Raw genomic sequence first — 23,025 nt, forward strand, 5'->3', positions numbered from 1 at the left:
CACATGCCAAATGAGCTCCCTCTTTCCTCAGCTGGGGAGAGATCGGCGGTAAGAGCCATATTGGCGGTCTGGGACGCGGCGAATAGCACTCCCATTATGAATAGCAGCACTCCTAGGGCCAGGGGATGCGGAGATTCGCCTTGGACCAACCAAGCGATCGCAATTATGGCGAGGACAACGCTAAGGCATAGCAGGATGTAGACAGCTCTCCTTCTATTAGCTCCAAAGCAATCGCACAGTTTTCCTCCCAAGGGATAGCCGATGCCGCTAGCCAAACCGAAGAGCGCTGCATACAAGGCAGCACCTGGCAACCCCATATTTGATGCCTCGGCAACCACAAGCAGCGCCCAGAAACCGAAGAACCAAAGGGTATAAAGAAGAGGAATGGCGGATAGATAAACCATCACTAGTTTCCTATCCTTGAGCGCTTTGGATTTAACAAATCCTCTGCTTGAATAAATGAAAGCGATAAGCGCCATCGCGGCCGTTAATACTAGGATAGCTTGGGATACCGCTCCAAGCCCTAGCTCCGCCGATGCCAGGTATACCCCCATCAGCACCATTAGGAAGACGACAGCCCATGAGACCATCCTTTTGCCTGCAGCCAATATGTCAGATGAAGGAATGGCGAAGACTTTCCATAGCACAAAGGACATTATGAGGGTAGGGAAGGCGAAGATGATGAATGGCAGGGACCAGGCAGCCTCTTCACCCAACATCTGCTCTCCTGCTTGGATTATCATAGGTGTCAGCACGAAAGCCAGGGTCATACCAAGGGCAAGGCCGGTGAAGACTATGCCCAACCCCAATCCCCGGCTCTTTTCTGGAGTTACCTGGCAAATGATGGCACGATCATTAGAATAGTAGGCACCTTCTCCCAGGCCTGTAATTATACGCAAGGCTACGAAAGAATTCAAACTCTTTACTAAGCCGTTCAACAGAGTTGCGATACCAGACCATAGAACGCTGATGAAGATCAGGACCCGATGCCCATACCTATCCCCTAAATGACCCGCGGGGAACTGCGTCAGCATGTATCCAGCGAAGAACATGGAGCCTATTATGCCTCCAATGGCGTGAGGCATCGGTGCTTCGAGCATGAATCCCACTTGATTCGCGATCATCCAGGAGACGACCGGTCCAGTGATGGCCCTGTCCGCGTAGAGTAGTGTCCAGGATAAGAAAAGGACTAACCAAATGTTGTGGTAATCCCTCCATCGCCCCTCTCCACTATTAGTATTGGACATTCCTCACCTCGGCTCTTTCCTGGTTGAGGGGCTGGAAAGGCTAAAACAATGCCCAACGTCGAATCCGTTTGGCGATTAAAATCCTTGGCGCTCGATTTCTATGGTCCTCCTCCGAATCTTTCCCAATGGACCAGCTCTGCCAAGGGCTTGCGGCTCCTAGCCTCAGGGGTCTCATCTGGATATCCCAAGGCCATTCCTACAGTAATCACATAGGGTTTAGGAACCCCTAGATACGAAGCCAATTTCTCGCCGTCGAAGGCCCCAATGTAGCACGTCCCAAGCCCTTTCTCCACCGCTGCCAAAGCTATATGCTCCATGGCGATAGCCACATCCACCCTCGCCCATTTCTGCGCTGGATCATCTACACCGGCTATGAAAGCAGAAGCATCAGCTATGAATTTCTGGTCCTTGCAGATCGGAACTAGACCCCTTCGCCTCTCTGGGTCCGTGACCACTATCAATTGCCAGGGCTGCCGGTTAGCTCCGGAAGGTGCCAGCCTAGCTGCCTCCAATATCTCCAACAGCAAATCCTTCGGTATCTCCTTCGCCTTATACTTTCTGATGCTTCTCCTCTTTTGGATAGCGGTCATGACCTCCATTCTTCCATCTCCTGCTTATTCTCTACCTGTTGATTATTCTTGCTTATCTTTATAATCACTTCCTCAGCAAAGGATTAATCTGCTGCCGTATTAACCAAGCATTGATGAAACATATCAAGGAGCCGCTAAGGCATTATTATGCGATCATAAGAGGGCACAACCCCCCGTCATTCCATAGAGCCTTGGCGATCCCTGCCCCCTTCGATAAGGATATGCCTTTAGAGGACCTTTGGAAGGCACACTCCAAAGCTCTTAGGAGCAAGCCCACTGATACAAGGCAAGAACAAAACTTGCTGGACCTGAAGCTAGCCATCGCTAAAAGGATGTTGAAGGAATGTAATCTGTGCGAAAGGCGCTGTGGAGTAGATCGCGCTTCGGGTGCCTCTGGTAAATGTGGGGTATTGGATGCGCACATCGCCAGCCATTTTATGCATTATGGTGAGGAGGCTCCTTTGGTACCATCTTATACCATCTTCTTTGCTGGCTGCAATTTCGAATGCGTCTTCTGCCAGAACTGCGATATCTCCACCCATCCTACCGCTGGCAAACACATACCTGCAGAGCTGATGGCAAGGCGGTTGGAGAATTTAAGCGAGGTGGGCCGCGCGGGGTTCAAGATCTCTTTGGTGAGGGAATGGGATGATCGGGCCTTGAACGTGAACTGGGTGGGGGGAGAGCCAACTCCGAATCTAGCATACGTATTGGAGGTTTTGAAGGAGACACGCTGCAATCTTCCTCAGATATGGAATTCCAACATGTACATGAGCAAGGAGTCCATGAGTCTCCTGGAGGGCACTATGGACCTCTTCCTTGCCGACCTGAAATATGGGAATGATGATTGTGCCAAACGGTACTCCAAGGTAGATGATTATTTCAGAGTGGTTACTTGCAATCATCTCCTGGCGTCCAAGCGAGCAGATGTCTTGGTTAGGCATCTGATGCTGCCAGGTCATCTAGAGTGCTGCACCTTCCCCATCCTGCAGTGGTTGTCGGAGAATCTGCCTGAGGCCTTGGTGAATATCATGGATCAGTATCGCCCAATGCATCTGGCTCATCTCTATCCAGAGCTGCTATGCCGCGTAAAGCCGGAAGATTACCAGGCTGCCATGCGCCAAGCTCTGGAATTAGGGCTGAAGTTGGTGTGAAGCTTCAACCTTTGCGTTCAGAGGGTTGCACGCTCTTATCGTATTTTATGGTTACAACTCTCTGCGGGAAAGGTATCTCAATGCCTTCCTGAGCGAACCTGCGATTAAGCTCCTGCCTGTACTCAGATGCCACTTTGAAGCGATTGCTCACGTCGTCCACCCAGATGAATATCCTGAAGTTCAAGGAGCTGTCCCCGAAGTCTGAGAAACGCACCACTGGCAAGTGCTCTGGATCTTTCAAGGTGTTAGGAAGGTCCAAGGCTGTCTGGCGCATCACGGTCATGACCTTCTCCACGTCAGAGCCATAGGCCACTCCGACGTTTATGATTATGCGCAAAGTGCGCGTTGGCTCCACCATATTGATTATCTGCTTGTTGGCGATCTCATTGTTAGGTATCACCACCAGCTCATCGGTGTCAGGGTTGTAGAGCTTGGTGGCTCTCATGCCGATATGCTTAACTACCAGTTGACTTCCCCCCTCCAGGCGAAGGATATCACCGACTTTGAAGGGCCTATCGGCCAAAAGCTGCAACCCAGCAAAGAAATTGGCAAGGGTGGATTGAGCGGCGAAACCTACCACAATGCCCAAGAATCCTACGCCCGCCAGCAGGGCAGTCAGATCATAACCGAACATGGAGAGTATGGTCATGAGGCCTATGGTAGGAATGATTATGAGCCCAATCTTCTCCATCAAAGGGACCACGACATCATCTATCTCCGTTTCCGTCTTCTTGGCATATTCCTTTGCGTAGTAAAGCACTATCTCTTTATACACCTTATATACGACCCAGACCACTAGTAGTACAAGTATGACCTTATAAGCCGCCTCGATCTCCGCCACCAGGTCACGGTCTATATTCAGAATCTCCAAGGAAACTACTGCCCCGTAGCTCAATATGAATATGAACAACGGAGCCCGAATTATCTTGAGCACTATGTCATCAAGCTTAGTGGTAGTTCTTCGCGTTATACGGTGGACCAAGGGGTCGAGGACGAAGGCAAAGAATAGCGCTATGAGGATCCACCCCATGATGGTCACCAAAAATGCTCCCCAATTTCCATCTAATGGTGGTGGCAGAGGATTGGGCCAAATGCCGAAAATGGCATTGACACCGACATTACCAAGATTAGAATCGACGATGAGTATAGCGCTGCGCAACACCTCGCTATAATCCTCCGGATCGTCCATGGGGGTGGCCGTGAATTTGACTTGCAAGGTGATATTGGCATCTGCCATATTGGGATTGGTTATTACAGTCATCAGAAGAGTGCTTGACTCTCCTGGGGCCAATGTGGTGAAGGAAGGAGTAAAAGAGATCTTAAGGTCCTCAGGCAGGGGGTTGATCGCCGAAGGCCTAACCAAGAGGGGAGATGTGCCATTATTGAAGACTACCCATTTATACGATGCTTCCCCACCTCCAGCTATCCTGCGCGTGTATGTGTCCACATCAAAAACGTTCTGAGGCTGCGCTGAAGCGATTGAGACCAAGGGTACCAGAACGATCATCAGTATCAATGACAAAGTCACTATGCGCATGGGGCTGGTCACTGTTGCAACCTCCCTCAGATGCAGGGGGCCAATGCATGGGATGTATAAAAATATTTAATTATGCGCGAGTGGGGGTGGCAGCAGAAAGAACTCATGACGGAACGATTATAAAAGTAGGCATGGATTAGCGGGGCATGGAATGGCTGGACCTATCGCGCCTGATAGTGGCATTGGTCGTGATGGCGGCGGCGTCATACTCTGATTGGAGGACAAGACTAGCATCTGACCTTTACTGGCTTTTCCTAGGGTGCGTGGGCTTGGGGCTGATAATCTATCAGATAGTAATCCTTAATGTCGACTCGCGTTTATTGCTGTTCGTGGTGCCTTTGGGTGTGGTATTTTTCGACATCTTTTGGGAGCGCAAAGGCATATTTGAAGAGGGCATTAATCCAGTGCCTCTGCTATTCTATGTGGCCGCACTCGTTTCCTTGGCATACCTTTTTGTTACTTTCATGAACAACATCCTTTTTTGGCAGCTTCTTAGCGTTCTGGTGATGTTCCTCTTGCTGATGTTCATGTACCAGATTGATGTAATAAAAGGAGGGGCAGATGCCAAGGCCTTGATCGCTCTGTCCCTCATGTTTCCCGCATATCCTGTCATAGGAGAATTTCCTCTCCTTCAGTTCACTAATGAAATAGTGGCTCTCCTTTTCCCTTTCTCTTTGCTGGTGCTCTTCAATGCTGCCATTATCTCTTTGATAGTGCCCTTAGGCCTGTTCGTTTACAATATCGCTAAACGCGATATCACATTCCCCGCCATGTTTCTTGGATATCGTATCAACATAAGAGAGGCCAAGAGAAAGTTCGTGTGGCCCATGGAAAGAATTGTGGAGGGTGAGATCAAATTCACCTTCTTCCCTAGAGATGATGAGGATAACGAGAAGATTTTGGAAGAATTGGAAATATTTGGTGCGAGAAGGATATGGGTAACTCCAAAGATCCCCTTCCTCCTCTTCATAACCGCAGGAATCATAGCCTCTGCAGTCCTGGGCAACCCTGTATTGGCCCTCTTATATTGAGTTCACTTCTCCACCATATAGAGGTCCTGGCCGCAGCTGGAGCATCTTCCGTCCTTCACCGCTAGCTTCCGAACGGCATACCCGTCGCGCTTAATATTCAAGGTACCGCATTTAGGGCACCGTGTGTCCTCCTCTTCTGACCACACATTTCCCAGATACACGAATTTCAGCCCTTCTTCCTTTCCAATTCTAAAGGCCGTCTGCATCGTGCTCATGGGTGTCGAGGGCAGGTCCAGCATCCTGTAATCAGGATGGAAGCGGGTGAAGTGGACAGGTACCTTGGGATCCAGCTTCATGGCCACCCAGCGGCAGAAATCCCTGATCTCTGCCTCCTGGTCGTTCCTCTTAGGTATGATCAAGTAGGTCAACTCGATATGCACTCCCAGGCGATATGAGAGCTCGCAAGCGGCCAACACAGGCGCCAATCTGGCCTTGCATACATCACGATAGAAATCCTCTCTAAAGCCCTTCACATCGATATTCATGGCATCAAGTAACGGTGCTATCTCTTTGAGCGGCTCCTCCTCGATGAATCCGTTCGTCACATAGATGGTCTTTAAACCTTTCTCACGACAAAGAAGGAAGAGATCGTAGGCGAATTCATGCCAGATGGTCGGCTCGTTATAGGTGAGGGCTACAGCATTGGTGCGGCTCTCCTTAGCCCATCTTATCACGTCCTCGCAATTTATATCCTGTAAGTAAATAGAGCCGAATCGGGCCTGAGAGATGGTATAGTTCTGGCAATGGGCGCATTTAAGATTGCAACCGATGCTGCCTAAGGAAAGCACCATTTCTCCTGGCAGGAAATGGAAGAGCGGCTTCTTCTCCATAGGATCCACATGCACTGAGGAGGCCTTGCCATAGATCAGCGAGTACAATCTTCCAGCACGGTTTTGGCGCACTCCGCAGATCCCCACGCCCCCGTTCTTTATATGGCAGTGATGAGGACATAGCTGACACTCCACTATCTCTCCTTTCAAAGTCCAAAACCGAGCCTCAACGCCTGTCTTTGCGGAAATGCTCATAGCCTCTGTTCTCTAGCTTAACTATGTCACGCCCCCGGGCTATAACATTATCGGAGCTTTTCGGTATTGCCCTCCCGATCACGGAGAACTTCTCACCCATTAGCGAACGTAGCTTCCCTAGTCCCTCTGGCTTTATGGTGAAAAGAAGTTGGTAGTCACCACCGAAATATAATGCAAGCTCATTAGCGTCCATGCCCACCGCCTCAGCTATCTCCAGCACCATTTCTTCCACTGGTATCTCCTCATGCTCCAAAACGAAAGAAACACCGCTGCTTTCGGATAGAGCGTATACCGAGGAGGCAAGGCCGTCTGAGACGTCCATGCAGGATGTGACAACCTGTGAGGATGAGAGCATCATGCCCTCCTCTACTCTAGGCTGAGGCTCGAGCAATGCCTTCTCTGCCATTCTGAATCCCAAACCCTTGCGCAGAGATTGATAGCCGGCTGCGGCCAGACCAACGCTTCCGGTGATGGCCAAGAGGTCACCAGGAGAGGCCCCTTTGCGCAATAATATTCTATTTTTTTCCACCCTGCCCAGAGCCGTGCCGACCATGGTCAATTCTTTGGTCTCCTTGGTATCTCCTCCCAGTAGCTCGGTATTGATGCGCGCGCAGCAATCCAATATACCTTCCAGGATTTCATCCAACGTCTCCCATTGCATATCTGGAGTGAGGCCCATGGAGACCAACAGTCCCAAGGGCTTGGCGCCCATGGCAGCCACATCGCTAAAATTGATGGCCGCTAAACTCCAGCCGATCTGCCATGGACTCATTCCGGGAACAATATGCGTACTCTGAGCTATCAGATCCGTGGTAATCACTACATAAGCATCTCCCACCTCGATGGCAGCCGCATCATCACCAGGCCCGATATTGCTCCTGCCACCTCTTCGGGCTATGATTTCTTGAATCCTTCGCACGGCAGCCTTCTCTCCTATCTCTGAAAGTAATGTCATCGCTCACCCGAGATGAGATGTCTATATTCAAGATATATCATTACAGACCTGCGCTCGGCGATGATAATTCCTAGGCAATTCTAATAGAAGATGCTGGGAAAGATTCAATAGCGCGGGCCTCTTTCCTCGAAAAACATCGCATGCGTCTTGAGATACCTTTCGGAAAAGATGAGGTCCAAACTCTATCAATACCAGATGAGAATCTCTTGGAGGTCATCAGGCCCAATCAGGTGGACTCAGCAGAAGACCTGGTGGAGCTGGAGCATGCACTGGACCATCCCATCTCCGCTCCGCTGATAGAGGATTTCTTCGATAAAGGGGATGTTTTAATAATAGTTAATGATGGGACTCGTCCCACTCCCACCGCGAAAATGCTGGAGGTGCTCAGCAGACGGGTTCGCTTGTCGAAAGCCACATTCCTTGTCGCCACTGGGGCTCATAGGGCACCGACTAAAGATGAGATGGAAATGATCTTTGGCAGGTTCCTTAGTTCCCTGCAAGGCTCGATACACATCCATGATTGCCGCCTCTCCCCAACCTATCACCTCGTCACCTCGCGTGAAGGAACAGAGATAAGAGTGAATGAACTGGTCAAGGAGCATGACCGCATCTTGATAATGACCAGTGTTGAGCCGCATTATTTCGCGGGGTACACAGGAGGGCGTAAGTCTATCCTGCCAGGGGTATGTGCCTACGCCACGATCGAGCAAAACCATCGTTTGGCATTGCGCCCTCAGGCCAAGTCCCTTGTCCTCCAGGGGAACCCTGTCCACGAGGACATGATGGACTGCTTGAACGCCCTCCAGGATAAGACCATACTTGGATTACAAGCAGTGCTCGACAGGCATCACTCGATCTACAGGGCCGCGTTCGGAGAGGTAAATGCTTCTTTCGCGCGGGCCGTCCAGTGGGCGGATGACGTATTCGTGGTGAAAGCCAAGGCAAAAGCCGATATAGTAATCTCAATAGCATCTTATCCAATGGATGTCGATCTGTATCAATCTCAGAAGGCGATGGAGAATGCCAGCAACATCCTCAAGGATGGAGGAGCATTGATTTTGGTATCCAAATGCCGTCAAGGCATAGGGGAGGAAAGGTTCTATCATCTTCTCTCTAAGGCGATTGACGCCGACCACCTCCGTAGCAAGGTAGAAACGGAATATTGTCTAGGAGATCATAAAGCGGTCAAAATGGCTGACATGGGCAAGCGTGCAAGGATATGTGCCGTCACATCCTTGGCAGATGATGCCCTGAGGAGGATAAGATTAGAGCCTTTCCACAGCGTCCAAGAAGCCCTTGACGATGCTCTATCACGGAATGGAGAAGCCAGGGTGACGGTGATATTCGACGGGAGTGTGGTGGTGCCCAGAGCGGTGTGACATATGAATGGAGTAGATGACACAGAGAATCTGCGGAGATTGCAGAAGGCCATGATGACTTGCACCTATTGCGGCTTCTGCAAATCCGTTTGCCCTACTTACGAGGGAATAGGCTGGGACACCAGTGTCGCGAGGGGAAGGATAATCCTATCCTACGGCCTCCTCATGAGAGAGATAGACTCTGATGCAAGCGTGATGAAGAGTTTGTATCAATGTACCACCTGCAAGGAGTGCGAGCGTCGCTGTCCCTCAGGCATAGAAGTGGTGGATATTGTAGAGAGCGCCCGGAGGGCTCTGATAGCCAGTGGCAAAGTATTGCCTCCACACCAGCGGGTGATACAGAACGTTAGGAATTTCGGCAATCCCTATTCTGAGAGCAGGCGTGTCCAGGAGATCATCGGGGAGGGAGATAGAGGAGCTGAGCTGGGGTATTTTGCAGGCTGCACCGCAGCATATCGTAACACCAACATCGCCCTCGCCACCACATCAATACTTAGGAAGATGAAAGAGAGGTTCGTGGTCACCGACGCTGGATGCTGTGGTAGCGTGCTACAACGTATCGGTCTCAGCGGAGATGAAATCAAGGCTGTGATGGAGAGGAACGTGGAAGGGATTACCGCCAGAGGTGTGAATGAGGTGGTGTTCTCGTGTGCTGGCTGCTACCGAATGTTCAAAGAGGAGTATCCTCGGCACGTTAAGGTAGATTTCAAAGTGAAGCATGTGACTGAGTTCCTAGCTGAGAGAGACGTGAAAATTAGGCCTTTTCAGGGCAAGCTGACTTACCACGACCCTTGTCATCTCGGTCGTCACATGGGAGTGTATGACGCTCCAAGGAGAATTTTAGCCCGGATCCCAAAAGCGGAAGTAATAGAGATGCAAAGACATAGAGAGACAGCACGATGCTGCGGTGGTGGCGGAGGGGTGCGATCGGCTTTCCCAGAATTATCAGAGCAGATAGCCGCTCAGAGAATGAAGGAAGCAAGCTTCGCGGACGTTTTGACAACCACTTGTCCTTTTTGCGTGAACAATCTCAGCAGAGGAAGAGATCTCTGCGCCAGCCGCACCCAGGTCCTGGATCTTATGGAGTTCCTGGAGCCATTGGTCGAGGAGAGGACATGATCGTTCGCTTGCGCAACTATTCTAATATCGAGGAGGCGAAGAGGGAATGGAAGAGGCTCGGCCTCCCAGATGTGGCTGAATCGGAAATAGATCTATATGCTCTGAGCTTCTTCTTCGTGGAGAGCAGGGACGCGGCTGACTTGGACTCCCTTTCTTGCGTTGTGGAAGAGCTTGGAGGAGATGCCTTCAGGTTCTCTGCTGGTGGTCTAGAAAGGGCGATGCTGGTATTCGAGCATGGGGTGCTTCAGAATCCATCTTGCCTTTCTCCCGTAGAGGACCGACTTCGTCCTTTGTGGGATTCATTGTCTCATTATCTATCACCCAAACCCAAGCTATGGAAATTTGCAGGTGGTGAACTGGAACTCAGCGCTCCGTTGGTGATGGGGATATTAAACGTCACCCCTGACTCCTTCTCTGACGGCGGTCTGTACCTAAGTAAAGAGGACGCGGTGCGCAGGGCACTAGAGATGGAAGCGGAGGGGGCCTCGATAATCGATGTGGGAGGAGAGAGCACTCGTCCCTATGCTAAGATGGTGACTCTGGAGGAAGAAATGAAGAGGGTGCTGCCGGTGGTGGAGGAACTGGTGGACCGCCTCCGTGTACCAATCTCTGTGGACACCAGGCGTCATCAGGTAGCTAAAGCAGCTCTGGAGGCCGGGGCCAGCATAATAAATGATGTGGAAGGGCTGAGGGATGCGAGAATGGCTGAGGTTGTGGCCGATGCGCGGGCGGGGGTAGTTTTGATGCACATGCAAGGCCAGCCTGAGAGCATGCAGGATGACCCTAGATATGTGGATGTAATCGGTGACATATCGCTGTTTCTGAAGGAGAGAATGCAGGCAGCCAGGGCAATAGGTGTCAGAGAGGATGCCATGGTCATAGATCCTGGCATCGGTTTTGGAAAGGATTTGAACCACAATCTGCAAATAGTGATGCGATTGCGTGAATTACGCTGCCTAGGCCGGCCCATATTGCTAGGCGCCTCTCGCAAGAGTTTCATCGGTAAGGTGCTTGGAGTAGAGCCCAAGGATCGTAAGGAGGGAAGCCTGGCCATCGCCACCGTAGCCATGATGCATGGGGCTGACATCATCCGTGCTCATGACGTGAAGGAAACAGTCATGGTGGCCAAGATGATCGACGCAGTCAGAAGGGCCGATTCGTATGGTTGAGTGCATCAGAGCGAAATCAAATTCGAGATCATCATGATGCTCGATTAAGATGGCATGGGAATAAAATCGCTAAGCCTAAGTAGTGCAAGGCTGGCATGAGTGGATCCGAAATTTAGAAGATAAAAAAATTGGCTTGGGGCGCGAAAAGTCCCGCTCCAGCCAAATTCCTCTCCAAAGGAAAATTTCGCAGCCTTTCTCTCTACGATGAATTTCCTTTTCCTATGTACGCTTTTCCTTATGTCGGCCTGGGCGTAATCCCATATACGATGGAGGAGGCGATAATCACCTTGAGCGCATCCACCGCTAGGAAAGGCAGGATTCCTATATAGACAGCTTTAATCAGGTTAATCCCTAGAAGAGCGCTTAACCACCAAGAACCCATGATCAATATGATTGCCTCACCTAGGATCATCAATCCTAAGATCTGCATGAAGGACCATTCTCTGCGTCTCTGAGCGAATTCACCTATAATGATCGTGGCTGCCAGAAAACCGAAGAGGTATCCTGCCGTCAAACCAGTCAATGCAGATATACCACTTCCGGCACTGAACCAGCCCATTATCGAGCCGAGGACGAGATATGTACCCGTGCTTACCACGCCGAATCTACCCAATATGAAACCTGCCACCAAAACCACTAGCACTTGTCCGGTGAAAGGAACGGGAGTGAAAGGAAGATAGATGCGCAGCTGGGCGGCTAATCCCATCAAGGCGACGAAAAAGAGACTTACTACCAATAGCTCTACGAATCCTGCTTTTTCACGCCATTCGAACAAATGGTTAGCGTATAGATTTCTACGTCTTTCGAAGGCCCACAAGGATGGCATCGGAAACCGATAATGCGCCTCCTTATGATAAACATTATCATGACAACACGGCCCATCAGCTAACTCTCATGACAGAATTTTAGAAATCTCGCTCTCTAATCGTACGTCACAAACTCCTAACGTGCTCTTTCGACGAAAGGATATCCCTTGCCTAAAATATGAAGCGAACCTGCGTGCAAAGCTTTTGTATTCCCCTCTTGATTCGTCTCATCATGTGGAAGGTTTTGGGCGAGGAAACAGTATTACCATCGATAGGGGATGTTTGGGTGAAGCGCATGGTGGAGCTCTCCAAACGCAGGAAGGAGGGCGACCGTTTCGTCAGCATGCTAGCGGATGCGGAGGTGCGCTATCACTTCGATGCAGTACGCGAGGTCAACACTTTCACTGTCCAACTTCCTCCGAAATACGGGAAGGAGGATGTGGAGTTCATGCGCAGTTATGTCCAGCGGGTGAACAAATCAATCAAGTTCCCGGTTATGGAATTCGGGGGTGAGGAGCAAAGATGCGCTATCATAATATCAGCTGATGTGGAGGAGGACGACTATGCCTGGAGAAGGGCGCATCGCAGCGATTACTTCCGTTGGGTGGAGGAACAGTATAAGGCTAAAAAGGAAAAAGAAGACTTCTGATCATCGGCAACAGTTCAATCGATTGATGAAGGCAACAAAATCCTCATGACCTGCCTAGTATCTCCTCGGTGACAAAAGCATAGAAAATAAAAGTTCGATAAACCTCAACTATCAGGCATTAAGAGATAAAGGGAGAGCATCTTTGGGCTTGGTCCTCCCTTGCTCACACTGACTCGTTTTAGTGGGGGCAAGCACCTCAGGGAGATCGCATATTACTTCGAGAATAGAGGACAAAAGGTTCTCGCTTCGTAGAACTCTGCTTAGCTTTTTTCAGCATTTATGGCCTAATGGATGAATCGGATATCGTATACCTGGCAAAAGGCGTTCCGAAAGGCTCGATGGCGTCTCTGTGTAGCAGTGGAACTTGTCTTCTTTTGGACACATTCGCGACAACGTGATCATAGGAACTGGCGTTGGAAATGCTTCCCTTTGCTTGGGTTGCATCCTATTATTGGAAAAGGACGGTAACTTAGTGGCGTCTCCAGAACTAGATTTTGTGGAATACGCCTTTACGGCTCACTATCAACCCATATGGATTTTCAATTAGAGCATTTTTCACCACAGGCCAGATCTTTGCATGCTATGCGAAAAAGTGATGATCTTCTTTCCCAGAGGCTTTTTATTATCAGTGATATGACGAAATTACAAGAGGGGAAGAAATTTTAGGTGTTTGGATGGATCCAATTTTACCTCAGGCTTAAATCGGTGCAAGTAAGAGTAAAAAGCCAACGCGCAAGGATGACACATCATGCATTATGCATCCAATTATTTTATTGTTCAATGGTCTCACCGGCCTACATTCATTGGCTTCTCCTTATCCAACAGTTGGAATACTCCACCAATTATGAGCAAGATTCCAGCCAAGGCCATAAGAAAAGCGCCTATTCCTATGGACCAGCGCAAGGAGGCATATCCATAACCCGGGAAATTTAGCGTTTCTTCGCCGCCCAAAGGATTGGAGGCCATAGCCTGGGTAATCACTTCTACATCAGGGGTCATTTGCACTGGCGCCGAACTGGGCAGAGCCATAAGGATGGACCCGAGTGAAATCACTATCAGAAATGTGATAATTAGGGGAAGCAGGAGATTAACCCCTCTCGCAGCGTACTTGCGCGCCGCTTTCTTTCGGCTCACGGCAACCAATGAGAAACAGAAAGTCATCAAGCTGATGATAACCAGGAGGCCAAAGGGGATGGGAAGCGAACCTACCTGCATCAACCCTCCTTTGGGGTCCAACGCGTTTATCTGCAGGCCTGTGGAACCGCTTACCGATACCATGGTGATCCAACCACCTGTCTGGAAATCAGCATAGTCAGCATTGAGCTCTGCCGTGTAATAGGGGAAGAAAGCGGAAACCAAACCTACGACTAATCCTATCAGAGCCAGCATATTCCCAATCGACCGGTAGCTCTTGCCTTTGAAATCGAAGAGCCTTATGAAAGGTGGTTGTATGTGATTCCTCTTTATCTTGCGCATGGCCAAGGCCACATAGGCGACAAATGGTATGGCGATCACGGCCAGGTATATCCATACGAAATAGTAGAAAGGAAGGGAAATGGCTAAGAATTGCTCCGTCACCTCGCTGCGGCTCTGTCCCCAGGATAGCCCCTCCCACATGCCCCCATCCTCTCTGAATCCTGGGCCTGGAGGTCCTCTCCTGCCCATGAATCCGTCTGCCACATTACCCCATTCGCCCCAGGCGCCAGCGAAATCGATCCATCCCTGTTCCGCAGGCCTATTGCCCACTCCCTTATCACCTAAAAGTATGAGCTCATATCTGGAATCATCTGGACGGAGGATTTTGCCATTCTGCCCTACTTCGTCCCGAGCGAACTCCAAGAAACCCTGCCAGTAGCGTAAATAATTAGCATGAGACCCTTTGGCCACGTACACTTTGAGGTGTTCCCCCTCCTTTTCGATCAAAGACCAATCCCCTCTCTGACCGTAGTTATGCTGGCTATAGGCCGCAAATATCGGTTGTAAACTCACGGCATCCAGCACCACCTCAACCATCTCCCAGTCTCCCTCGTGATTATTGTAAGTCCCTTGGTTGAAGACGTAGAAGGTCCAGTACTGAACCAAAAAGTAATCACCACTACGGCTGACATGGCAATAGATGGTGTAATTCAGTCTTTCTTTTTCTTGCTCATATTTTTCTATCGCCTTAGTGTCATGTATCGTCCCTGTGAGGTCATCGAGATAGTAGTTCCCTGAAGGGTCGTTAAATGACTGCAAGTCCGCGGCCGTCAAGGGTGGTGATTTGATCAAGATCGAGCTGTTTCCTACGCTGGCATTAAGATTGCAATTGCTGAGGAAGTATTCCACTTTCACGGGGAACACTCTTTCGTCTTTATGGAAATAGTAAATCGGAGCGAATCTCTGCATGAGCTCCCTTTCTTGGTCCTCACCTATGCCATCCCCATCCTCTGCGGCTCTAGCCACATCCACGGTGCACAAGGGCAGCATAATGACAGAGAACAAAATGAATGTCGCAACCATGATCCTGAATGTGTGGGACATCACGACCCCCCGCAGGTCATGCTATTATTGGCGAATAAATATTCTCTTACTGCAAAACATGTTTTGAATGGAATAGCAACGATTGATTATGAAACAACTCATATGGATGAGTTCAGTAGGATTCGCTCGCCTCATCCGCATTTATTTTGTATGTAGTTACTGGTGATTTTGTGCACTCAATTCGCATTTCCTTTAATCAAAGTGCCATCAATATCGATGACAACCTCATCCAAAGGCACATTCTTGCCAGACCGCTCCACGGCTTTTTTGACGATAGTGATTAGGCCACCGCAGCAGGGCACCTTCATTCGCACCACTTTAACATCCTTTATATCGTTATGTGCCAATATTTGACTCAATTTGGATGCTCCATTTTCTACATCTGAAAGTTTGGGACAGTAGATGATTGTGGCTCGCCCTTGAATGAAGTCTGGATGCATGGCTGCATATGCGAAAGCGCTACAGTCGGCAGCTAACAGCAATCTTGTGTTTTTAAAGTATAGGGCATCAGGATGAGCCAAATCGAGCTGAATAGGCCAATTTGAGAGCTGTGCACCCTGTCTGTCGGCGCAAAATCGCATCTCCTCTGGAGAAATAGTTAAGGGAGTAGAGCCAGGGCATGGGGTCCTTTTCATGCTTTCGTGTCTGTGTTTGACGCTTTTCTCATCGAATGGCTTGGCCTCACGCTCTATGATGTACAAAGCACCTTCAGGACAATTCTCTATACAAGCACCTAGACCATCGCATAACACATCACTCACGACCTTGGCCTTTCCATGGATAATTTCAATAGCTCCTTCAGCGCATGCTATTACACATCTGCCGCAACCATTGCACTTTCCCTCATTAATCTCTATTATTTTCCTTCTCACCAATTCTTGCACCGCAAGAAGATTTAGGTCCCTTGATATTTAATTGTAAAGATGGCAAGATGAGTGAAGGGCTATGATTAACCATGGGGACTGATTTGAGGGGATGAAATGGAAGATCGCAGAATAGAATGGGTTTCTAGCAAGTGGTTGATGGATAATTTGGACGAAGAGTTGAAAATCATTGATTGTCAGCCTAATGTGCATGACTATGTACGTAGGCACATTCCCGGCGCAGCTTACCTAGCGGAAGAGAACCTGAGAATTATGCAAGACAGCATTCCTCATCGATGGCTAGAGGGGCAGATGGCGGCCAAGATATTCTCTCAATTAGGTTTGAGCAATGACATACCGGTGGTTGTATACACCAGCATAAAACCCGCGGTCCCTACAGGAGATGGTGTTCCCCAAAGCATGATAGCTTATTCCCTTGTCCGTTATGGGCATAAGAAAGTCTTGATATTGGATGGAGGATTGGATGAGTGGCTTAAGAACGGTGGTCAAACTACTCAAACACTACCTAAAATAAAAAAGGGTGATTTCAGACCGATGATTGACACCAGTCTTCCTATGACTTATGTAGAGTTCATTTCAAGAAAAGATGGTGAAGATGTAATTCACATAGATTCTAGATCTGGAGAGCAGTATGAGGGTGAATCTGTCTGGTCTAAGAAGGGGCATATACCGGGGTCTATAAACATTCCATGGTCGAGTTCCTTTCAACCACACAACCTTGCGCTGCTTCGGCCTAAAGAAGAAATCATCGAGATCTTTTCCCAATCAAGAGTAGTTCCAGAAAAAGAGATCATATGTCATTGCGGTACTGGCCGCAAAGCGGCGGCACAACTCGTCGTGCTGAGATGGCTTTTAGGCTATCCCCGAGTAAGGCTTTTTGAGGGTTCATTTACTGAGTGGTGCAGATATGAAGAGAATGAAACGGTGATTGGGTTTAGGCCGCGATGAGGAAGAAGAGGTGGTCTCATGCACGTCTTAAAAATAGAATCTAGCAGAATCTAGTCAGAATTGAAAATGACCTAAATTGAAGCAATGCACAATTTTACTGGATATGCCTAGTGGTGGGTCTGTCCGGATTTGAACCGGAGTCACCAGCACCCCAAGCTGGAAGGATACCAAGCTACCCCACAGACCCACATTAATAAATTGACAATGAAAAAGGTTTCAACCCAGAGGAAGGATCTCGTCAATAAGGTCAGAGTGCGAGACTATCATTCTCCGGCAACAGTATCTTGTCAGGCCAAGATCATCCAGCACGGTCTGGGGGTCTTCTCCTAACTGCACTCTTTTAACGAAAGTCTGATAGGATGACCCTATGACCTTTCCGCAAGTGAAGCATCGCACGGGGATGATCATTCTCTCACCTATATGACTTCTGGCGCTTCTTTCGCGCACCGCGGCCTAGTGGTTTCTTGGGCAGCTTTCTTCTCGCATCTGATACTACAAGAGTCCTATCCTGCTGCTTGAACATCTTCTCCAGATCTTCATCTTTGAAGAACTCCACCAGACCTCGAGCGATGGCGGTCCTTACGGCCTCAGCCTGTCCCATAACGCCTCCGCCATGCACCGAGACATCGATATCAACCTTTAATGCCCTTTCAGGCGCCAGCATAAGCGGCTCCATGATCTTTAGCCTGGCCAGCTCTGGGGTCCATATCTCTACAGGCTTGGAATTTATCCTCACCTTGCCAGTCCCTTCCTTGACGGACGCTCTGGCCACGGCCGTCTTCCTCTTACCACTCGTATTGGCTACTTCGGCCATCTTTTCACCTCACCTTGGAGCCAAGATATGCAGAGACCTCGCTCAGAGTGACATAGCGCTCTCGGCTCAGCTCAGCAGCCTCCATTAGTTTCACTTTCTCTGCGGATTCCAGCTCTTTAGGAATGCCCACGTATACTTTAAGTAGACGATACGCGGCGCGTCCCTTTGCCCTGTCCCACGGAAGCATGCCCCGCACCGTTCTCTTTAGGATAAGATCAGCTCGGCGTGGATAGAAGGGGCCATGGATGACCTTACCACGGTCCTTCTTTTGCTTGTATCGGGCAAAGATGTCATTCTTATTGCCCGTGACGATGGCCTTCTCGGCGTTGACCACTACTACCTCTTCGCCGTTGAGGATTTTTTTGGCGACATTGGTGCAAAGTCTTCCTAGGATTTGCCCTTCAGCATCAATGACTGTAGCCATGCATCTCACCCCATTATCCTGACGTCCCGGCCGCTAGGAGCCTCCCTCATAAGCTCAGGTATGGTGAGCTTCCTGCCGCCGGCTTCCTCTATCTTCTTGGCTGCCGAATCCGAGAACTTATAAGCAGCTACCGTCAGCTTCTTGCTGATGGTCCCTGCTCCCAACACCTTCCCCGGCACCACGATTATGTCGCCTTCATTTGCATATCGCTCTAACTTGCTCAGATTAACCTCGGCCCAATTCTTCCTAGGTCTCTCCAATCTTAGAGCAATGTCTCGCCAGACTGCGGCACCCTTCTCCCTTGAGGTCGCCTTCAATGACTCCACGAGGGCGACTAGGTTCGGGTCCGTTTTCTTCCTGAACGTCATAGTTCTGACTCTCCCGACATTGGGTAAAGCGGTCTAATAGGAACCTCTTTTATAAAGCTTTGCTACGCATCCACTACCACAAGGCATCATGGCCAGGATACGGTCTGGGGTAGGGATAGCAACTATCACATTAATGCCCATGCGAACTAGAACTCCATATCTGGCTAGTTTCTGTGAGGCATTATATATACAAGTACCTGATTACTAGGGATTACCGCTCAGGTGACTTGATGATTCGCTTCGGGCCAGCTGGCATTCCTCTTTCTTGCAAGGGTCGGACGTTGAAGGATGGGATCGAGGACGTTCACAACCTCGGACTCAATGCTATGGAGGTACAAATGGTCCGCGTCAATGTGATGGAAAGAGTTCCAGACGAGGAGGAAGTGGGCCTTACACCTCTCCAAATCGAAGGCGATCTCGTAGTGGAGATCCTTCGTCGGAAAGGAAAGAAGGATATGGTCATAACTGATCTAAATGAGGAGATCAGGGAGGATGATACTCTAGTCACATTGGCTTCGGGTTTGGTGCAGAACTTCCAAGAGCTTCGTGAACTCGGCATCATGGGGCAAGAGTTGGACGTCGAGCTCTCCATGCATACTCCATATTACATGGACCTTGTTTCCAACAGCGATTTGACCAAGAAGAGCATGGACTCCATAAGATGGGCAGGAATGATGACGGACCAGATGAATGGCGTGCTGGTGGCGACTCACATAGGTTTGTATGGAAAACTATCCCAAAAAGCTGCGAACCAAAATGTAAGGGACAACTTGGAGAAGATCATCAATTGGTGGGATGAGAACAAGATCAAACCTAGGTTAGGAGTGGAGATATCTGGTCGCCAGGAGGTCTGGGGTTCCTTGGAAGAAGTTTTAGAGCTATGTGACGATATAAAAGGTCTGGTCCCGGTTATGAATTTCGCTCATTACCATGCGCGTGAGAATGGAATTTTAAGAGAGCCTAGCGACTTCGCTGAATTCTTCGATAGATGCAAGAGCTACGTAGGGTCTCAATATTACACGCATTTCTCAGGAGTTGAGCATGAGGCAGGGAATGAGAAAAGGATTACGCCCATCAAGAAAGGGGATCTTAGGTTCGAGCCATTGGCTGAATATCTGGTGGAGGCTAATCCTAATGTAACAATCATCTCCTCCTCACCTCTTCTTGAGCACGATGCCATGTATATGAAGGTAATCTATGAACGTGTGCTTACCAAGAAGGTGGCGAAGGAAGTAAAGGCAAAGCGCTCGGAGCAGCAAGAAGAGGAGAAAGGCGCCGAGCAAGAGGAACAGAAGCTCAAGAAGACGGAAAAGACTGAGAAAGGGAAGGCCGAGAAGAAACAACAATCCAAGGAGCCTGGCAGAGATAAAGAGAAAAAACCCACAAGTGCCAACTTAAAACCCTCCAAAAAGATTGCCAAGCAGGTCGAGATTGATTACGAAGAGGATGAGTGATGAAGGAAGCCTCCAATTTTATAATCTCTGAGGTAAAGGAATCTTTAGAAAAGGTAGACCCAGCATTATCTGAGAAAGTGTGCGATGCTATATTAGGAGCGAGGGTAGTATTCATTTACGGAGTGGGAAGGTCAGGACTTGTCGGCAAAGCTTTTGGCGTGCGTCTTGTCCAAATGGGTCTGGATGTCCATTTCATAGGTGATACCACGACTCCCATAGTGCAGAAAGAGGATCTGTTATTGGTCATCTCGAATACAGGGGAGACGATGTCCGCCGTCCAGACAGCCAATATTGTAGGTAGGATTGGTGCAGAGGTCGTGGTAATAACCTCCAATCAGCAATCAAAATTAGGGAGGACGGCGAGAATCATTGTCGAAATTCAGCCCTGCCGCAAGGAGGAGAGGTCCAAATTAGCTCCACTTGGCACTATTTTCGAAGTGGCCAGCCTTATCTATTTGGATTCCTTAGTACCTTTGTTGATGCAGAAGCTGAATCAATCAGAGGCATCTTTGCGCAAGCGTCATGCCATATGGGTCTAATTGCCATCCTTTTTACCCTTGTCAACATCGGCTAATTTTTTCCTCCTCACAGTCTCGCCGAAATATGGATTTTGATATTCGTCCCAATATACAGCGAAGGGGCGTGAGCGAACTTTTCCATTTTCGATGAAAAAGGACTCGATCTCCTTATTTATAGGATCGATTACAATGGCGGAATGGAATCTCTTGTTGAACAATCCTTTCTGGGTCTCGACATCAGTGGGGGAAAGAAAACATCTATGACCTGGATGAGAGTGATACCAACCAACGATCACATACTTGAAGCCTGCCTCCTCGAGGTAGGCGAAAAGTCTTTCCATCCCATCCCGCGAGAATCTAACTCTAACTGAGGAGGAATCCAAATCGGTTGTGGCCACATCTCTTACAATAGAATATTGTACATCATTCCATGTGAATACGTTACCTAGCAGGAGTCCCATCACTTCAAGCCTCTGCGAGGCCGCGGCTGAAGCATGATTGCGTATCTTCTCCTCCGCCAGTTTCGAGAGATACAATTCATATCTACCCGGACCTACCTTTGCATACTCCTCCCGCGCCTTCTCATTCAACCATTTATGAGCGGTGCACCTCTCTGGCGGGGGCGGCTCTCGCTGCCTAAGGCAAGGCTCGATCGCTCTAAGGATTTGTGGTGGCGTCATACCTCCCTCACGACTTTTGGCAAAGGTACTGAGATCAATGGCCCCCCAGTTTTTCGGGTTCGGTTGAAATATTCGGCTGCAAGGGTGCACGTTTCAGTTCCGAATGGGCTTGATGGATTGGGGTTGAGCAGAAGATACTCGATGCCCTTGATGAACATAAGCAAAGTAGAATTAAAACTCCACTCGTCAAGTAGTTTATTGCAAAGGAAGCCCCCATCTTCTGGCATCATTATATTGGGATGAAAGATGGGAGTAAGCCAAGTGACCTGAGGCTTCTGGAAGGGGTAATCGGCTGTTATTGTCAGCGAAAAGCGATGATGATACCTTTTCCTGATTTGGCCATTAATAAGCTCATAACCTGGTATTTGCACTAAGAGCATCTCAATCTCCAAAGGGAATGTGGAGAAGGCGTTTTCTTCTATCTCAATGGGGTGTTTGAGACATCTCTGGCAAATAGCCAGCTCATTCTTCAGCCTGGATACGAGTACTTCGCGGGGTAAAGGCATCCATCAACCGCCTTCTGGGTCAGGGATGAGCTCCAAATCGTCTGAATTGCATATTCCAGCCTCAAGCACCGTTTGCTGTCCTCTAAGAAGCTTCTTACCCCTGCGTAATACGTAAGCGCCAGCGTCCTTTTCCCAATATCCTGCAGCTCCTTCTATTATCTCCTGGATAGTATTTTCCTCCTCCAGCTCCATATCAACGGTGCTGCCCGTCTCAGCATTTCTTACTCTGACTCGTACGGACATTCAGTATCACGATGGATTCGAGCGTCGAGCCTTTCAAAAAACCTTCGCATCACAGTTAATTCTCTTGATAATCTCGAGTCCTCGCCTTGCAGAATTAATTATGGAGTTGGCATTGAGGATCAAGCTCCACCTCCACTTCTATGCAGGCATTCGTCAGGCCGTTGTATAAGAACATATGACGAAGGCAGGAGTCCGCTTTTCCGCTGATTATCTTGAGAGCCTCTCGGACCTGAATGGCAGCTATGATGCTGGTGGTAGTTATTTCAGCTGCCAACTTTGGCTCGAAATAGTTCGTATCCGCACCAGTGCAGCTGTAGCGTCTTTCGAGCACACGATAATGGCTGCGATTCATAGAGCACTGAAGGCAAGGATCTGATGGTGGCAGAGCAACCTGGACCTTGCCTGAGGTCCCTAGAGTCCCCCCATCGACCAGAGGTCTAGAATAGTGATAGCAAAAAGCATTGACATGCAGGCGTGCTGCGATGTTATCCAGGCACCCTAAGACCAAATCGATTTCCTGGAACAGCCTCTCAGGAATTTCCTCTATTCTTGAGACTATCCCTTTCACTCTTGCTTCAGAATCTAATTGCCCAGCCTTTTCGGCTAGGACCAATGCTTTTGGCTTCCCCAATAGGGCATCTTTTTCATCGAAGAAAAGACATCTGTTGAGATTGGAGCGCACCACCTTATCCATGTCCACCACGGTTATATGGCGCACACCCGCAAGCAACAGATTTTTCAACACCTCATTCCCTAAGGCGCCAGCTCCGACTACTAGAATCCTACTTCCCATTACCTTATCCAAATCGATCCAGCCAACTCGCCGAGTACGGTCGTGCCTATCCTCATTTAATATATTTGGTGTGATTACGTAACTCATCGAATTGTGTCAAATCTCATCACAATATAATGAAAATGGAATGGTAAATCGGAATTGATAATCAATGAAAAATCACTGCTCTCAAAATGTCTAACTATTTTTGCTTCTTAGGCAACCTATTGACC

25 protein-coding genes and 1 tRNA gene are annotated in these 23,025 nt (G+C 49.0%); 9 read left to right on the plus strand and 17 right to left on the minus strand.

From position 1 onward, the window contains the following. Positions 1–1,247: MFS transporter (locus QW520_06065; protein MEM0449370.1), on the minus strand; the 1,247-nt coding region annotated here is incomplete at its 3' end. Between the two features lie 98 nt (positions 1,248–1,345). Continuing rightward, positions 1,346–1,846 (minus strand): nitroreductase family protein, encoded by a 501-nt coding sequence (locus QW520_06070; protein MEM0449371.1) that lies wholly within the window; start codon positions 1,844–1,846, stop codon positions 1,346–1,348. Positions 1,847–1,950: 104 nt separating this feature from the next. On the opposite strand from QW520_06070, the gene QW520_06075 reads away from it, so the two are divergent. Beyond that, positions 1,951–2,991, plus strand: a complete 1,041-nt coding sequence (locus QW520_06075) for a radical SAM protein (protein MEM0449372.1) — start codon at positions 1,951–1,953, stop codon at positions 2,989–2,991. Between the two features lie 4 nt (positions 2,992–2,995). On the opposite strand, the gene QW520_06080 is transcribed toward QW520_06075, so the two are convergent. Continuing rightward, the gene (locus QW520_06080; GenBank protein MEM0449373.1) at positions 2,996–4,540 is read right to left on the minus strand and encodes a mechanosensitive ion channel; all 1,545 of its coding nucleotides are present in this window, start codon (positions 4,538–4,540) and stop codon (positions 2,996–2,998) included. A gap of 134 nt (positions 4,541–4,674) precedes the next feature. Here QW520_06080 and QW520_06085 point away from each other — a divergent pair, with 134 nt between their 5' ends. Further along, a complete protein-coding gene (locus QW520_06085) occupies positions 4,675–5,559 on the plus strand; it encodes an A24 family peptidase C-terminal domain-containing protein (protein ID MEM0449374.1) in 885 nt (294 codons plus the stop codon). 2 nt (positions 5,560–5,561) lie between these two features. Here the strand turns inward: QW520_06085 and amrS are convergent, their stop codons facing one another. Together amrS and thiL are read right to left on the minus strand one after the other, a co-directional pair. After that, positions 5,562–6,584 carry an AmmeMemoRadiSam system radical SAM enzyme gene (gene amrS, locus QW520_06090; protein ID MEM0449375.1) on the minus strand — a complete coding sequence of 341 codons (1,023 nt, stop codon included), beginning with the start codon at positions 6,582–6,584 and terminating at the stop codon, positions 5,562–5,564. After that, positions 6,556–7,539, minus strand: a complete 984-nt coding sequence (thiL, locus tag QW520_06095; protein MEM0449376.1) for a thiamine-phosphate kinase — start codon at positions 7,537–7,539, stop codon at positions 6,556–6,558. Before thiL ends, amrS begins: the two co-directional genes overlap by 29 nt. 140 nt (positions 7,540–7,679) lie before the next feature. Between thiL and larA the strand changes: the two genes are divergently transcribed. Genes larA through folP form a run of 3 tightly spaced genes read left to right on the plus strand, consistent with a single transcriptional unit; the run spans position 7,680 to position 11,206 of the window. Continuing rightward, entirely contained in the window at positions 7,680–8,918 is a 1,239-nt protein-coding gene (gene larA / locus QW520_06100; protein MEM0449377.1) for a nickel-dependent lactate racemase, read from the plus strand. A 3-nt stretch (positions 8,919–8,921) separates the two neighbouring features. After that, on the plus strand, positions 8,922–10,037 hold the full coding sequence (locus QW520_06105; protein MEM0449378.1) for a (Fe-S)-binding protein: 1,116 nt from the start codon (positions 8,922–8,924) through the stop codon (positions 10,035–10,037). Beyond that, positions 10,034–11,206, plus strand: a complete 1,173-nt coding sequence (gene folP, locus QW520_06110; protein ID MEM0449379.1) for a dihydropteroate synthase — start codon at positions 10,034–10,036, stop codon at positions 11,204–11,206. The genes QW520_06105 and folP overlap by 4 nt, the downstream gene beginning before the upstream one ends. Before the next feature lie 235 nt (positions 11,207–11,441). Here the strand turns inward: folP and QW520_06115 are convergent, their stop codons facing one another. Further along, a complete protein-coding gene (locus QW520_06115; protein MEM0449380.1) occupies positions 11,442–12,032 on the minus strand; it encodes a biotin transporter BioY in 591 nt (196 codons plus the stop codon). Positions 12,033–12,244: 212 nt separating this feature from the next. Here QW520_06115 and QW520_06120 point away from each other — a divergent pair, with 212 nt between their 5' ends. Then, positions 12,245–12,661: a hypothetical protein gene (locus QW520_06120; GenBank protein MEM0449381.1), complete on the plus strand. Its 417-nt coding sequence runs from the start codon at positions 12,245–12,247 to the stop codon at positions 12,659–12,661. A 786-nt stretch (positions 12,662–13,447) separates the two neighbouring features. Here the strand turns inward: QW520_06120 and QW520_06125 are convergent. Both QW520_06125 and QW520_06130 read right to left on the minus strand, forming a co-directional pair. Next, positions 13,448–15,181, minus strand: a complete 1,734-nt coding sequence (locus tag QW520_06125; GenBank protein ID MEM0449382.1) for a Vps62-related protein — start codon at positions 15,179–15,181, stop codon at positions 13,448–13,450. 176 nt (positions 15,182–15,357) lie between these two features. Then, positions 15,358–16,065 carry a 4Fe-4S binding protein gene (locus tag QW520_06130; GenBank protein MEM0449383.1) on the minus strand — a complete coding sequence of 236 codons (708 nt, stop codon included), beginning with the start codon at positions 16,063–16,065 and terminating at the stop codon, positions 15,358–15,360. Positions 16,066–16,161: 96 nt separating this feature from the next. On the opposite strand from QW520_06130, the gene QW520_06135 reads away from it, so the two are divergent. Beyond that, the gene (locus QW520_06135) at positions 16,162–17,013 is read left to right on the plus strand and encodes a sulfurtransferase (protein ID MEM0449384.1); all 852 of its coding nucleotides are present in this window, start codon (positions 16,162–16,164) and stop codon (positions 17,011–17,013) included. A 111-nt stretch (positions 17,014–17,124) separates the two neighbouring features. On the opposite strand, the gene QW520_06140 is transcribed toward QW520_06135, so the two are convergent. From QW520_06140 to QW520_06160, 5 genes are all read right to left on the minus strand, one after another. Next, positions 17,125–17,200 (minus strand) — tRNA-Pro (locus tag QW520_06140). A gap of 29 nt (positions 17,201–17,229) precedes the next feature. After that, positions 17,230–17,421, minus strand: a complete 192-nt coding sequence (locus QW520_06145; GenBank protein ID MEM0449385.1) for a DNA-directed RNA polymerase subunit N — start codon at positions 17,419–17,421, stop codon at positions 17,230–17,232. A gap of 4 nt (positions 17,422–17,425) precedes the next feature. Next, positions 17,426–17,827, minus strand: a complete 402-nt coding sequence (locus QW520_06150; GenBank protein ID MEM0449386.1) for a 30S ribosomal protein S9 — start codon at positions 17,825–17,827, stop codon at positions 17,426–17,428. Positions 17,828–17,831: 4 nt separating this feature from the next. Next, a complete protein-coding gene (locus QW520_06155) occupies positions 17,832–18,251 on the minus strand; it encodes a 50S ribosomal protein L13 (protein MEM0449387.1) in 420 nt (139 codons plus the stop codon). Positions 18,252–18,256: 5 nt separating this feature from the next. Continuing rightward, the gene (locus tag QW520_06160) at positions 18,257–18,619 is read right to left on the minus strand and encodes a 50S ribosomal protein L18e (GenBank protein MEM0449388.1); all 363 of its coding nucleotides are present in this window, start codon (positions 18,617–18,619) and stop codon (positions 18,257–18,259) included. Between the two features lie 230 nt (positions 18,620–18,849). Here QW520_06160 and QW520_06165 point away from each other — a divergent pair, with 230 nt between their 5' ends. Then, on the plus strand, positions 18,850–20,073 hold the full coding sequence (locus tag QW520_06165; GenBank protein ID MEM0449389.1) for a TIM barrel protein: 1,224 nt from the start codon (positions 18,850–18,852) through the stop codon (positions 20,071–20,073). Then, positions 20,073–20,612: a 6-phospho-3-hexuloisomerase gene (gene hxlB, locus QW520_06170; GenBank protein ID MEM0449390.1), complete on the plus strand. Its 540-nt coding sequence runs from the start codon at positions 20,073–20,075 to the stop codon at positions 20,610–20,612. The genes QW520_06165 and hxlB overlap by 1 nt, the downstream gene beginning before the upstream one ends. On the opposite strand, the gene QW520_06175 is transcribed toward hxlB, so the two are convergent. The 4 genes from QW520_06175 to QW520_06190 all read right to left on the minus strand — a co-directional run bounded on the left by QW520_06175 (position 20,609) and on the right by QW520_06190 (position 22,900). Next, positions 20,609–21,271, minus strand: a complete 663-nt coding sequence (locus tag QW520_06175) for a Mov34/MPN/PAD-1 family protein (GenBank protein ID MEM0449391.1) — start codon at positions 21,269–21,271, stop codon at positions 20,609–20,611. The two genes, hxlB and QW520_06175, sit on opposite strands and share 4 nt — an antisense overlap. Further along, on the minus strand, positions 21,268–21,777 hold the full coding sequence (locus QW520_06180; protein ID MEM0449392.1) for a ubiquitin-conjugating enzyme E2: 510 nt from the start codon (positions 21,775–21,777) through the stop codon (positions 21,268–21,270). Before QW520_06180 ends, QW520_06175 begins: the two co-directional genes overlap by 4 nt. A 3-nt stretch (positions 21,778–21,780) precedes the next feature. Continuing rightward, positions 21,781–22,020: a hypothetical protein gene (locus QW520_06185; GenBank protein MEM0449393.1), complete on the minus strand. Its 240-nt coding sequence runs from the start codon at positions 22,018–22,020 to the stop codon at positions 21,781–21,783. Between the two features lie 94 nt (positions 22,021–22,114). After that, complete coding sequence (locus QW520_06190) at positions 22,115–22,900, minus strand: ThiF family adenylyltransferase (protein ID MEM0449394.1); 786 nt, start codon at positions 22,898–22,900, stop codon at positions 22,115–22,117. Positions 22,901–23,025 lie beyond the last annotated feature (125 nt).

It is taken from the genome of Methanomassiliicoccales archaeon (assembly GCA_038740345.1).
Taxonomy (GTDB): domain Archaea; phylum Thermoplasmatota; class Thermoplasmata; order Methanomassiliicoccales; family UBA472; genus JAJRAN01.